At 60.4% G+C, this 12,628-nt stretch carries 13 protein-coding genes and 1 tRNA gene; 2 read left to right on the forward strand and 12 right to left on the reverse strand.

What is annotated here, in order from left to right:
• Positions 1 to 40: 40 nt before the first annotated feature.
• The 5 genes from rpoB to KG698_RS04355 all read right to left on the reverse strand — a co-directional run bounded on the left by rpoB (position 41) and on the right by KG698_RS04355 (position 6,829).
• Positions 41 to 4,177, reverse strand: a complete 4,137-nt coding sequence (rpoB, locus tag KG698_RS04335) for a DNA-directed RNA polymerase subunit beta (protein WP_213684362.1) — start codon at positions 4,175 to 4,177, stop codon at positions 41 to 43.
• Positions 4,178 to 4,434: 257 nt separating this feature from the next.
• A complete protein-coding gene (gene rplL, locus KG698_RS04340) occupies positions 4,435 to 4,812 on the reverse strand; it encodes a 50S ribosomal protein L7/L12 (protein WP_213684363.1) in 378 nt (125 codons plus the stop codon).
• Between the two features lie 63 nt (positions 4,813 to 4,875).
• On the reverse strand, positions 4,876 to 5,388 hold the full coding sequence (rplJ, locus tag KG698_RS04345; RefSeq protein ID WP_213684364.1) for a 50S ribosomal protein L10: 513 nt from the start codon (positions 5,386 to 5,388) through the stop codon (positions 4,876 to 4,878).
• Between the two features lie 297 nt (positions 5,389 to 5,685).
• A complete protein-coding gene (locus tag KG698_RS04350) occupies positions 5,686 to 6,018 on the reverse strand; it encodes a hypothetical protein (protein ID WP_213684365.1) in 333 nt (110 codons plus the stop codon).
• A gap of 34 nt (positions 6,019 to 6,052) precedes the next feature.
• The gene (locus KG698_RS04355) at positions 6,053 to 6,829 is read right to left on the reverse strand and encodes a hypothetical protein (RefSeq protein ID WP_213684366.1); all 777 of its coding nucleotides are present in this window, start codon (positions 6,827 to 6,829) and stop codon (positions 6,053 to 6,055) included.
• Positions 6,830 to 6,897: 68 nt separating this feature from the next.
• Here KG698_RS04355 and KG698_RS15445 point away from each other — a divergent pair, with 68 nt between their 5' ends.
• Entirely contained in the window at positions 6,898 to 7,026 is a 129-nt protein-coding gene (locus tag KG698_RS15445) for a hypothetical protein (protein WP_300982904.1), read from the forward strand.
• A 3-nt stretch (positions 7,027 to 7,029) separates the two neighbouring features.
• Here KG698_RS15445 and rplA read toward each other — a convergent pair whose 3' ends face one another.
• The 4 genes from rplA to secE form a co-directional block, all read right to left on the reverse strand.
• Complete coding sequence (gene rplA / locus KG698_RS04360; protein WP_213684367.1) at positions 7,030 to 7,728, reverse strand: 50S ribosomal protein L1; 699 nt, start codon at positions 7,726 to 7,728, stop codon at positions 7,030 to 7,032.
• Positions 7,729 to 7,731: 3 nt separating this feature from the next.
• Positions 7,732 to 8,184 carry a 50S ribosomal protein L11 gene (rplK, locus tag KG698_RS04365; protein ID WP_213684368.1) on the reverse strand — a complete coding sequence of 151 codons (453 nt, stop codon included), beginning with the start codon at positions 8,182 to 8,184 and terminating at the stop codon, positions 7,732 to 7,734.
• A gap of 173 nt (positions 8,185 to 8,357) precedes the next feature.
• The gene (gene nusG / locus KG698_RS04370) at positions 8,358 to 8,891 is read right to left on the reverse strand and encodes a transcription termination/antitermination protein NusG (RefSeq protein ID WP_213684369.1); all 534 of its coding nucleotides are present in this window, start codon (positions 8,889 to 8,891) and stop codon (positions 8,358 to 8,360) included.
• Positions 8,892 to 9,087: 196 nt separating this feature from the next.
• Entirely contained in the window at positions 9,088 to 9,279 is a 192-nt protein-coding gene (gene secE, locus KG698_RS04375; RefSeq protein ID WP_213684370.1) for a preprotein translocase subunit SecE, read from the reverse strand.
• Positions 9,280 to 9,401: 122 nt separating this feature from the next.
• On the opposite strand from secE, the gene KG698_RS04380 reads away from it, so the two are divergent.
• A complete protein-coding gene (locus tag KG698_RS04380) occupies positions 9,402 to 10,277 on the forward strand; it encodes a lysophospholipid acyltransferase family protein (protein WP_213684371.1) in 876 nt (291 codons plus the stop codon).
• A gap of 25 nt (positions 10,278 to 10,302) precedes the next feature.
• On the opposite strand, the gene KG698_RS04385 is transcribed toward KG698_RS04380, so the two are convergent.
• The 3 genes from KG698_RS04385 to KG698_RS04395 form a co-directional block, all read right to left on the reverse strand.
• A tRNA-Trp gene (locus tag KG698_RS04385) sits at positions 10,303 to 10,378 on the reverse strand.
• Between the two features lie 219 nt (positions 10,379 to 10,597).
• Positions 10,598 to 11,773, reverse strand: a complete 1,176-nt coding sequence (tuf, locus tag KG698_RS04390) for an elongation factor Tu (protein ID WP_213684357.1) — start codon at positions 11,771 to 11,773, stop codon at positions 10,598 to 10,600.
• A 133-nt stretch (positions 11,774 to 11,906) separates the two neighbouring features.
• On the reverse strand, positions 11,907 to 12,548 hold the full coding sequence (locus tag KG698_RS04395; protein ID WP_213684372.1) for a hypothetical protein: 642 nt from the start codon (positions 12,546 to 12,548) through the stop codon (positions 11,907 to 11,909).
• Positions 12,549 to 12,628 lie beyond the last annotated feature (80 nt).

The following is a 12,628-nucleotide window of genomic DNA, read 5'->3' on the forward strand; positions in this document are numbered from 1 at the left end:
TTGCGTAGGGTGGGTGAAACCCACCATCGGGCGTTGGCCCTTATTCCTCATCCTCCGCATCCAGGAGTTCCATGTTCAGGCCCAGACCCCGGACCTCTTTGACGAGAACGTTGAACGATTCCGGCACGCCGGCCTCGAAGTTATCCTCACCCTTGACGATCGACTCGTAGACCTTGGTGCGGCCTGCCACATCGTCCGATTTGACCGTGAGCATTTCTTGCAAGGTGTAGGCTGCGCCATAAGCTTCCAGCGCCCAAACCTCCATCTCGCCGAAGCGCTGGCCACCGAACTGTGCCTTACCGCCCAAGGGCTGCTGGGTCACAAGGCTGTATGGGCCGGTCGAACGGGCGTGGATCTTGTCGTCCACCAAGTGGTGCAGCTTCAGGAGGTACTTGACCCCCACCGTGACCTTGCGGGCGAAACGCTCGCCCGAGCGGCCATCGAAAAGCACCGACTGACCCGAGGTGTCAAAGCCCGCGCGTGCCAGCGCATCATTAACATCGGCCTCTTTAGCACCGTCGAAAACCGGGGTGGCAATCGGCACACCACGGGTGACATTGCCTGCGGCCTCAAGCACCTGCTCCTCGGCCATGACGCCAAAGGCCTCTTCATAGGTCTCGTCGCCATAGGCAAGGCGCAGCGCCTCGCGCACCGGGGTCATATCGCCCGAGCGGCGATATTCATCCAATGCCTCGTCGATCTTCAGGCCAAGCGCACGCGCCGCCCAACCCATATGGGTTTCAAGGATCTGACCCACGTTCATCCGCGACGGCACGCCGAGCGGGTTGAGAACCAGATCGACCGGTGTGCCATCCTCGAGGAAGGGCATATCCTCCATCGGGACGACCTTGGACACGACACCCTTGTTGCCGTGACGGCCGGCCATCTTGTCGCCCGGCTGTAGCTTGCGCTTCACCGCGATGAAGACCTTGACCATCTTCATCACGCCGGGGGGCAGATCGTCGCCACGGCGGACCTTTTCGACCTTATCCTCGAAGCGGTGATCAAGCGCGCGCTTTTGCGCCTCGAACTGCTGGTTGAGCGCCTCGACTTCGGCGGCGTCTTTCTCGTCGCCAAGGGCCAACTGCCACCACTGGCCACGGCTCAGCGTGCCAAGGAGCTCTTCGTTGATCTCGGCACCGGATTTGACGCCCTTGGGCCCTTTCACCGCGGATTTGCCGAGGATCATGGACTTCAGGCGCGCATAGATGTTGCGCTCGAGGATCGCCAACTCGTCATCACGGTCACGGGCCAGACGCTCGACCTCTTCACGCTCGATCTGAAGCGCGCGCTCGTCTTTCTCAACGCCATGGCGGTTAAAGACGCGCACTTCGACGACCGTGCCGAAATCACCGGGCGGCAAGCGCATGGATGTGTCGCGCACATCGGATGCTTTCTCGCCAAAGATGGCGCGCAAAAGCTTTTCTTCCGGCGTCATCGGGCTTTCGCCCTTGGGGGTGATTTTACCGACCAGAATATCGCCCGGGCCCACTTCGGCACCGATATAGACGATGCCCGCCTCGTCGAGGTTGCGCAGCGCTTCCTCGCCGACATTGGGGATGTCGCGGGTGATTTCCTCTGGCCCAAGCTTGGTGTCACGCGCGGCGACTTCGAATTCCTCGATATGGATCGAGGTGAAAACGTCGTCACGCACGATCCGCTCGGATATCAGGATCGAGTCTTCGTAGTTGTAGCCATTCCACGGCATGAAGGCGACGACGACGTTCTTGCCGAGCGCCAGTTCCCCCATATCGGTGCTGGGGCCATCGGCGATGACCTCACCCTTGCCGACCGTATCGCCCACCTTCACCAGCGGACGCTGGTTGATGCAGGTGTTCTGGTTCGAGCGCTGGAACTTGCGCAGGCGGTAGATATCGACGCCGGCATCCCCGATGGTCAGATCCTCGGTTGCGCGCACAACGATACGCTGGGCGTCGACCTGATCGACGACACCGGCGCGGCGGGCCTGAATGGCCGCGCCACTGTCGATGGCAACCTTGCGCTCGATCCCGGTGCCGATAAAGGGGGCATCCGCCTGCAGGAGCGGCACGGCCTGACGCTGCATGTTCGAGCCCATCAGCGCGCGGTTCGCGTCGTCATTCTCGAGGAAGGGAATGAGCGAGGCGGCAACCGACACCAACTGCTTGGGCGAGACGTCGATCAGGTCAACCTGATCGCGCGGCGCCAGCGTGTATTCGCCAGCCTGACGGGTGTTCACCATCTCGTTGATGAACTGGCCATCTTCGCTGAGGTTGGCGTTGGCCTGCGCCACGGTGTGGCGCATTTCCTCGGTCGCGGACATATAGACCACATCATCGGTCAGCTTGCCGTTTTGCACCTTGCGATACGGTGTTTCGATAAAGCCGTATTTATTCACCCGCGCAAAGGTCGCGAGCGAGTTGATCAGACCGATATTCGGCCCTTCCGGCGTCTCGATGGGGCACATCCGGCCATAATGGGTCGGGTGAACGTCGCGCACTTCGAAACCTGCGCGCTCACGGGTCAAACCGCCCGGTCCAAGCGCCGAAAGGCGGCGCTTATGCGTCACTTCCGACAGCGGGTTGGTCTGGTCCATGAACTGCGACAGCTGGCTTGAGCCGAAGAATTCCCGCACAGCCGCAGCGGCCGGTTTGGCGTTGATCAGATCTTGCGGCATGACCGTGTCGATCTCGACCGAGGACATACGTTCCTTGATCGCGCGCTCCATGCGTAGCAGGCCGACGCGGTACTGGTTTTCCATCAATTCGCCGACCGAGCGCACCCGGCGGTTACCCAGATGGTCGATATCGTCGATATCACCCTTGCCGTCGCGCAATTCGGTCAGCGCCTTGATGCAGGCGATGATGTCCTCGCGGCGTAGCGTGCGCAGCGAATCCGGTGCATCGAGATCAAGGCGCATGTTCATCTTGACCCGGCCCACGGCCGAAAGGTCGTAGCGCTCGCTGTCGAAGAAGAGTTGATCGAACAAGGCCGAGGCGGCCTCGACGGTCGGCGGCTCACCGGGGCGCATGACGCGGTAGATATCCATCAGCGCGCCATCACGGTTGAGGTTCTTGTCAGCCGCCATGGTGGTGCGGATATAGCCGCCCACATTGATGTTATCGATGTCGAGAACGGGGATCTCGGTGATACCCGCATCGATCAAGGTCTTGAGGGTGCCGCCGGTGACGTCACCTTCCTTATCGGTTTCCCAAGTCAGCTCGTCGCCGGCTTCGATGTAGATCGCACCGTTGGACTCGTCGATGATGTCCTTGGCGGCATAGCGGCCCACGATCTGGTCGAAGGGCAGCAAGATCTGACTGACCTTGGCATCTTCGATCAGCTTCTTGACGGTGCGTGGCGTGATCTTTTCACCGGCTTTGGCGATGATCTCGCCCGTATCGGCATCGACAAGGTCAAAGGTCGGACGGGTGCCGCGCACACGCTCGGGGAAGAAGCGCGTGGCCCAGCCGCGGTTCTTTTCAAGCTTGAAGCTGACGGTGTTGTAATAGGCATCCATGATGCCTTCCTGATCGAGGCCAAGCGCGTAAAGCAGCGTGGTCACGGGCAGTTTGCGGCGACGGTCGATGCGGGCAAAGACCATGTCCTTGGCATCGAATTCAAAATCCAGCCACGAGCCGCGATAGGGAATGATGCGGCAAGCAAACAACAGACGGCCCGAAGAATGGGTCTTGCCCTTGTCATGGTCGAAGAACACGCCGGGGCTGCGGTGCATCTGCGAGACGATGACGCGCTCGGTGCCATTGACGATGAAGGTTCCGTTGGGCGTCATCAGCGGCATGTCGCCCATGAACACATCTTGTTCCTTGATGTCTTTGACCGACTTGGCGCCGGTATCTTCATCGACATCGAACACGATCAGGCGCAGCGTGACCTTCAGCGGTGCGGCATAGGTCAGATCGCGCTGCTGGCACTCTTCCACATCGAACTTCGGCTGCTCCAGCTCGTATTTGACGAACTCGAGAACGGCGGTCTCGTTGAAGTCCTTGATCGGGAAAACCGACTGAAAGACACCCATGATGCCTTCGCCTTCGCGCGGTGCTGGGCCGTCGCCGGAATTCAAGAACAGATCATAAGAAGATTTCTGAACCTCGATGAGGTTCGGCATCTCGAGGACTTCGCGGATTTTGCCGAAGTATTTGCGGATTCGCTTTTGGCCTGCGTAGGTCTGAGCCATGCTCTAACGCACCTTTCAATGTGTTTCGCTGTACCGTTCACGCCGCCGGGGCCTCGGCGGAACGGCACCCTGAAACAAGAGATGACGGATCCATCTGTCTGCCGTCCCACCGGCAAATCCCGATCCTGTTGTCACCGTCTTGGAAAACGCCCCCGATGGGGCCCTTGCCAAGACGCCGATAGCTGGACCCAGAAACGCTCTGGGCCCAGCTATATTTGGTGTCGACCGGCCCGTGTTGGACCAGCCGGATCTTTGCCTTAGGCCAGCTCGACCACGGCGCCAGCTGCTTCCAGCTTGCCCTTGATCTCGTCTGCTTCTGCCTTGGAGATGGCTTCTTTGATTTTGCCACCAGCCTCGACCAAGTCTTTGGCTTCTTTCAGGCCCAGACCGGTGATTGCGCGCACTTCTTTGATCACGTTGATCTTTTGTGCGCCGGCGTCCTTGAGGACGACGTCAAATTCGGTCTTTTCTTCGGCAGCGGCCGCACCGGCGTCGCCGACGGGGCCAGCCATCATCACAGCGCCGCCAGCGGCGGGCTCGATGCCGTATTCATCCTTGAGGATCGTCTTCAGTTCCTGCGCCTGCAGGAGGGTCAGACCGACGATCTCTTCCGCGAGTTTCTTCAGATCAGCCATTTTTCAGGTTCCGTATGTATGAATGTGTTCCAACGCCGCAAGCGGCGGGTCTTGATCGGGTGCTTACGCGGCCTTTTCCTCGATCGTGGTGAGGATGGACGCGATATTCGAAGCAGGTGCGCCAATTGCACCGGCGATGTTCGAAGCAGGCGCGCCGATGCAAGACACGATCTGAGCGATAAGCTCTTCACGCGACGGCATCTTCGCGACGGCCTTCACACCGTCGGCAGTCAAAACAGTTCCGCCCATCGCGCCACCAAGGATGACATATTTGTCATTGGCCTTGGCGTACTCGTCCGCGGCCTTAGCGGCTGCGACCGGGTCTTCGGAATAGGCGAGAACGGTCATGCCCGTCAGAAGATCAGCGATGCCAGCGACATCGGTGCCTTCAAGGGCGATTTTGGCGAGCTTGTTCTTGGCGACACGCACGGCCCCGCCTGCACCGCGAACGCGGGCGCGCAGATCTTGCATCTCGGCAACCGTGAGACCCTCGTAGTGTGCAACCACCACGACGCCAGAGCTTTCGAAGATCTGGCCGAGTTCCTCGACCACTTTCTCTTTCTGGGCTCTATCCACAGGTTTACTCCAGTTTGGGGGTCACCCCCCGGCTCAGTTCTACCGGATCGCTCCGGCGGTTTTGGTCCGTTGGTCACGGGTCCAAGACCACCAGGCGCTCAACGATGAGCCCAAGGTTATTCGGTCTGATCCCGCCTCGGGCAGGATTTAACGGGTGATCACACCCAACCCACCGTCTCGGACGAAAGCAAAAAGCGAGCGACGAATCGCCCGCTTACTGCGTGTGGTTGGATTAGACCCATTCGGCACGGGTGCCAAGCCCCGATGCCAAACAATCCCGTCGAAAGTTTTACGCGCTCAGGAAAGATAGCCCGAGAAGAACGACGCGACAAAGCCCGACGAAAAGGTGTTGGTCGCACCACCTGGCAGCGTCACGGTAATGCTGCCGTTGGGATTTACGTTGACAACCGTGCCACCCGTCAGGGTCACGGTCGTCGGCGTGCCTGACAAAGCGGCCCCGATAATCGTGGAGAAGCTTGGCGTCAAATAGATCGAGGCCGGCACAGTTGGAAAGGCAGGGCTAAACACCGACGGCGTGTTGGGCACGGTTCGATCGCCAGCATGGGCCATTGGCGCGGCCATGGCGATGGTAGCAGCCACGATTAATGCAAGCGGTTTACGAATAGCCATCATTATGCTCCTTCGGGCAGCGAGGATATGAACGTCAGAACGAGAAAGATGCGCCAAGCGAAACCTGCTGGCGGCTGGTATTGTCGGTCACATCGAACATGCCAAGCGAGAGGCCAAGCCCCGGCAACTGTTCGACATTCAGCGAGAAGCCAACATTGAACTGGCTTTCCGTCGCAGAAAGGCTGGCCGACAGGGATTGCGTGACACCAACACCAACGCCGACGAATGCCCCCGGCCCAACCGTGCCGCGCCCATCATCGGACATCGTCGTCTCATTGCCGTAGCCCACCGAGATCTGCATCGGGATCTCGCGCCCACCCGCCGTGGTGAAACCCATCAGGCGCGACACAGACACGGTATAGGTCTCGTTATTGTTTTCCGCGTCACCCCAGCCAAGCAGATCACCAAAGCCCAGGCCAATAAAGGTGATCGAATTGTCGCCCGCATGCACAAGGCGCGAGAAAGCGACTGACAAGGTGCCGTCTTCGCCGAAGGGCTCAAGCCCAAGGATATTGGCCGCGACAGTGGCGCTCACGCCATCGATCGGATTGCCGATGGTGTAGCCAACGGACAGATCGCCATCCCCATCGCTGCCCGAAATACCGCCACGCGGGTTCACATAACTCAGCGCGACGAAACCACCACCGCTACGCGGCGGCACGGCAGAGGCGACGCCAAAAATGGATGGAAAGGCCAATTGCGCAACAGGCGCGGCCCCCGTTTCAACCAAAGCGCCGCCGTTTGCCTGCGCTGCACCGGCTGCGACAACCGCGACGCCACCCAATAGGATTGCACCAATCGTGTTTCTCATGACTGCCCCATTTCCATAAGCACATACTTTGGGGCAGGTTGCACAACTTTCGATTACACCGCAACCGCATGGATAAAAAACGCCTGATCCTTGTGGTTTTGTGGCATATCGGCACTACAAACGCGGCGGATATCCGCGCCTTGAATAAAAAAGAAGCGGGCATTGCTGCCCGCTTCCATCAGATCACAGATTTATGACGCTCAGTTGCCAGTGGCACTGTCGAGGTTGATCGACACGCCCGGGCCCATGGTCGAGCTCAGCGAGATGCGCTTGAGATATGAGCCCTTGGCACCTGCGGGCTTGGCCTTGCTGACCGCGTCCACAAAGGCGCGGACGTTTTCGGCCAATTTGCCATCATCAAAGCTGACCTTGCCGATACCGGCATGGATCACACCGGCCTTTTCGACCTTGAACTGCACCTGGCCGCCCTTTGCCGCCTCGACGGCCTCTTTGACGTCCATGGTCACAGTGCCGATCTTGGGGTTCGGCATCAGGTTGCGCGGCCCGAGGATCTTACCCAAACGGCCGACGATCGGCATCATGTCAGGCGTCGCGATGCAGCGGTCGAAATCGATCTTGCCGCCCATGATGGAGTCCATCAGGTCTTCGGCACCCACGATATCAGCACCGGCTGCCTTGGCCTCATCAGCCTTGGCACCACGCGCGAACACCGCAACGCGCACCGTCTTGCCGGTGCCGTTGGGCAGGTTGACCGTGCCACGGACCATCTGGTCGGCATGGCGGGGGTCAACGCCGAGGTTCATCGCAATCTCGAGCGTTTCATCGAACTTGGCGGCCGCGTTGGCCTTGATCAGCGCGACGGCCTCCTCGACGGAGATGTCCGACTTGCCTTCAAAGGCGGTCCGGGCGGCCTGTAGGCGTTTTGCAATCTTACCCATGACTTACCCTTTCACCTCGATACCCATCGTCTTGGCAGAGCCAAGGATGATCTGCATCGCCGCTTCGACATCATTCGCGCTGAGATCCTTCATCTTGGCCTCAGCAATTTCGCGCAGCTGCGCCAGCGTGATCGTGCCAACCGTCTCGCGGCCCGGCTTGGTCGCGGCCTTGGGGCGGTTGCGCTTGCCAACGGGCTTCAGGCCAGCAGCCTTCTTGAGGTAATAAGACGCGGGCGACGTCTTGATTTCCATCGTGAAGGACTTGTCCTGATAATACGAGATCACGGTCGGACAGGGTGCGCCCGGTTCCAAATCTGCGGTCTTGGCGTTGAACGCCTTGCAGAATTCCATAATGTTGATGCCGCGCTGACCCAGTGCAGGGCCGACCGGCGGGGAGGGTGTGGCTTGCCCCGCCTTCACTTGCAGCTTCATCTTACCAATAAGCTTCTTGGCCATCTGGCCTGCTCCTTCTTACCAACAGCTTTGGGGCGCGCCCCGCGGCCTTTGTGGACGTGGTCCGGTCTGACGGTCGCGACCGCCGCACCTCCCACGATGAATCAGATGCGTCACCCGCATCCGACAAGGCCCGCCGCGTAACGCGAAACGGGCGATGTTTCAAATGGAATCGCTCAGCCCTGCTTGGCCACCTGCGTGAATTCCAACTCGACCGGCGTGGCGCGGCCGAAAATCGACACCGAGACCTTGAGGCGCTGATGCTCTTCGTCGACCTCTTCGACCATGCCGTCGAAATCTTCGAAGGGGCCATCGGCCACTTTGACCTTTTCGCCGATCTCAAAGGTGATCGTCGAGCGCGGCGAGGCTTCACCCTCTTCAACGCGGTTGAGGATCGAATTCACCTCTTCGTCGCGCATCGGCATCGGGCGGCCCTGCGGGCCAAGGAAACCGGTGACGCGTGCAATCGAATTGATCGCATGATAGGCCTGATCGGTCATTTCCATACGCACAAGCACATAGCCCGGCATAAAGCGGCGCGGCACGGTCACTTTCTTGCCGCGACGGATCTCGATCACGTCTTCCTCAGGCACGAGCACTTCCTCGATCACCTCTTCGAGACCTTTTTCAGCCACAGCCGTGCGGATCTGTTCCGCAATCCGCTTCTCGAAGTTCGAAAGGACGCTGACCGAATACCACCGTTTCGCCATCGTGATCCCGTTCCTTGTCCCGGCCACCCAAAGGCGCGCCGCTTTTTCGTTTTACATCAATGCCCTAGCTGGGCTCCCGAAAAAGAAACAGCGTGCATCACGACTCGATGCACGCCATCATTTCGGGGAATTGCCTTGCCGCTTACCCCCCTACCCCCGGAAAATCAAGGGCCGGAAAGCCAAAGGCGGTCGGCGTTTAGCCGAAGGTGGTCAAGATCAGCTCAAGACCGTTGCGGATCAGCCAATCCACAAAGAAGAAGAAAATCGCAAAGACCACGGCCAAGACAAAAACCATCGCGGTTGTCACCAACACCTCGCGGCGCGACGGCCAGACCACTTTCGCGATCTCGGAACGGGTCTGTTGGAGGAACTGAAACGGGTTGGCCATGGGTGATCTCTTGTGCTTGTTGGGGGGGCATATACGCATCTCGACCGCCCCGCGCAAGCCGCCCGGCCCATCGCTTGCCGTTTTGCCTTGGCAAGGGCCGCGCGACTGGCCATTTAGACAAGATGCTCCCGCGCCCTATTCGCTCAACTTGGAACCACCTGCGCTACATCCCGCTGCTCTCTGCGCTGACATGGTCGCGCTGGCAGGGGTTTGCGATGCGTTCGCGCGCGCTTGGCGCGGCGGTGGGCTGGGTTTTGCGCTGGTTTCCTATCGCAAGGCGGCGGTTTGACCGTGAAATCACCCATATCTTTCCCGACATGCCCAAAGCCGAGCGCGCGCGGCTTGCCCGCGCCATGGGGCGGCGGATGGGCCAGACATTGTTCGAAATCTATCACTGCGCGGAATTCCAAAGCCGCCAAGAGGCGTTCACCGTCTCAGGCCCGGGCATTGCCGCCCTAGAGGCCGCGCGTGCCGCGGGCAAGGGCGCATTGATCGTCTCGGGCCATTTCGGCCAATGGGAAGCCGTGCGCGCCGTGCTCAAGGCCCGCGGCATGGAAACCGGCGCGGTTTATAAACCGCAAACCAACCCCCATTATCAACGCCGCCTCTTGGCCGGGATCGAGGCAGGGGGCAAACCAATCTTGGAGACGGGCCGCATCGGCACAACCGCACTGGTGCGGCACCTGCGCGCGGGTGGCTTCATGGCGATCTTGCTCGATGAGAAATACACCGAGGGTGTGCGCCTGCCCTTCCTTGGGCGTCCGGCGCTGACCTCGCTTGCGGCGGCCCAGCTTGCGCTGAAATACGATCTGCTCATGGTGCCTGCCTATGGCATCCGCAGCGACGATGGCGATCATTTCAACGTGGTTTTCGAAGACCCTATCGCCCATGGCGATCCGGTGGCGATGACGCAGGCCTTCAACGATAGCCTATCGGCCCGCATCTTGGCCGATCCCGATCAATGGTATTGGCTTTTGCGGCGCTGGCAGGGCGCCTAAGCCTTCGTCATTATCATGAAGGATTTGGCAGGGGCGGAGGGACTCGAACCCCCGACCGTCGGATTTGGAATCCGATGCTCTACCAACTGAGCTACACCCCTAGGCCGCCGTCCGGATAGGGCGCTTTGCACCGATTGTCCAGACAGGAAAGCAGCGCCTCGCGCAGGGCACTGCGACCAAGGTCGCGCGCCAATGCCCAAGCCGCAGGCGTGGCGCGCAGCCGACAGAAAAGACGCGCCTTGGTCACGAGAAAGGGCCGCCTCTCGGCGGCCCTTCGATTGTTCAAGCCAAGATCTCTAGGATCAGGACCGTATCTGCGATCAGGCGAGGATCTTCGACACGACGCCTGCGCCGACGGTGCGGCCGCCTTCGCGGATCGCGAAGCGCAGGCCGTCTTCCATCGCGATGGGCGCGATCAGCTCGACCGTGAACTTCAGGTTGTCGCCGGGCATCACCATCTCGGTGCCGGCGGGCAATTCAACCGTGCCGGTCACATCCGTCGTGCGGAAGTAGAACTGCGGGCGGTAGTTGGCGAAGAACGGCGTGTGACGGCCACCCTCTTCCTTGGTCAAGATATAGGCCTCGGCCTCGAACTTGGTGTGCGGCTTGACCGAGCCGGGCTTGCACAGCACTTGGCCGCGCTCAACCGCCTCACGGTCGATCCCGCGCAAGAGCGCGCCGATGTTGTCGCCCGCCTCACCACGATCCAAGAGCTTGCGGAACATCTCAACACCCGTGCAGGTCGTCTTCTGCGTCGTGCGGATACCCACGATCTCAAGTTCGTCGCCCACGTTCACAACACCGCGCTCAACGCGGCCGGTCACAACCGTGCCACGGCCCGAGATCGAGAACACATCTTCAATCGGCATCAAGAAGGGCTTGTCCACCGCGCGGGTCGGCGTCGGGATGTAGCTGTCAACCGCTTCCATCAGCGCGCGGATCGAGCTCTCGCCGATCTCGGGCTGCGTGCCGTTCATCGCATGCAGCGCCGAACCCTTGACGATTGGAATATCGTCGCCGGGGTAATCATACGAGGTCAGAAGCTCGCGCACTTCCATCTCGACGAGCTCCAAAAGCTCTTCGTCGTCAACCTGGTCGACCTTGTTGAGGTACACAACCATGAAGGGGATGCCCACCTGACGGCCAAGCAAGATATGCTCGCGCGTCTGCGGCATCGGGCCGTCGGCCGCGTTCACCACCAAGATCGCGCCGTCCATCTGCGCCGCACCGGTGATCATGTTCTTCACATAATCCGCGTGGCCGGGGCAATCGACATGGGCGTAGTGACGCGCTTCGGTCTCGTATTCCACATGCGCCGTCGAGATCGTGATCCCGCGCGCCTTCTCTTCCGGCGCGCCGTCGATCTGGTCATAGGCACGGAATTCGCCAAAATACTTCGTAATCGCCGCCGTCAGCGTCGTCTTGCCATGGTCCACGTGACCAATCGTGCCGATGTTCACATGCGGCTTGTTACGTTCAAACTTTGCCTTTGCCATTGCCCTTGCGCCTCGTGCATTCGGGGGCCGTTGCAGGGGCGTTGCCTGCGGCCCGATTCAACATCGCGGGCGAACTAGTCGGCTCACGGGGAAAAATCAAGCCGATAAGCGCAAACCGCGTTGAGCGATGCGCTTAGTTGGCCAAACCCGAAACCGGCGGCGGCAGCGTCTCGACGGAAAATGCGGCCTCATTGGCCAGCCGCGCTGCACGAAAGGGCGGTGCCTCGGGGTCGATGGCGAACCATGCCGGGTTCTCGCGCAGCCAGCGCTGGATCTGCCTTGCGGCATTGCGGGCCAACACTTGCATCTGTTCCTCGCGCGTGCGCGCCAGCCCAGAGCCGATAAAGGCCGTCTGGCGCGAGCTTCCCTCGAAAACAAGGATCTGTTCGGCCTCGGTGTTCAGCTTCACACCCAGCGCGTCATCCCAGACATTGACCGACAAGACCAAGACCGACCGCGGGTTGAGCACCAGCGGGATACCCGGCGGGGCCAGCGCATAGCCTTCGACAGCGATACCCAGATGATAGAGCCGCTCTCCCTCATAAGGGGCAAAGCGCCGGTCGATCTCTGCGCCCAAGATCGCGCTCCACTCCTCGGGCGTGGCATTGCGCGAAGGCGGCACCTGTTGCAGGTTGTCGGTCACCAAGACCGCATGGCCCAAGCGAAAATCACCCATATTCGGCAATTCATCGGTCAGCGGATCGGGCGCTTGCCCACATGCGACCAAGGCCAAGAGACAGGCAAAGACCGCAAAACGGGGGGGGCGAAAGGGCATCGACATTTCCAATCTATCAAGCGCCCCTTACTGATAGCGCAGCGATGGGTTCAGCGCAAATGCCACCCATCTTTGCGCGT

The sequence above is a fragment of the Roseicyclus sp. genome, from assembly GCF_018402035.1.
Lineage (GTDB): Bacteria > Pseudomonadota > Alphaproteobacteria > Rhodobacterales > Rhodobacteraceae > Roseicyclus.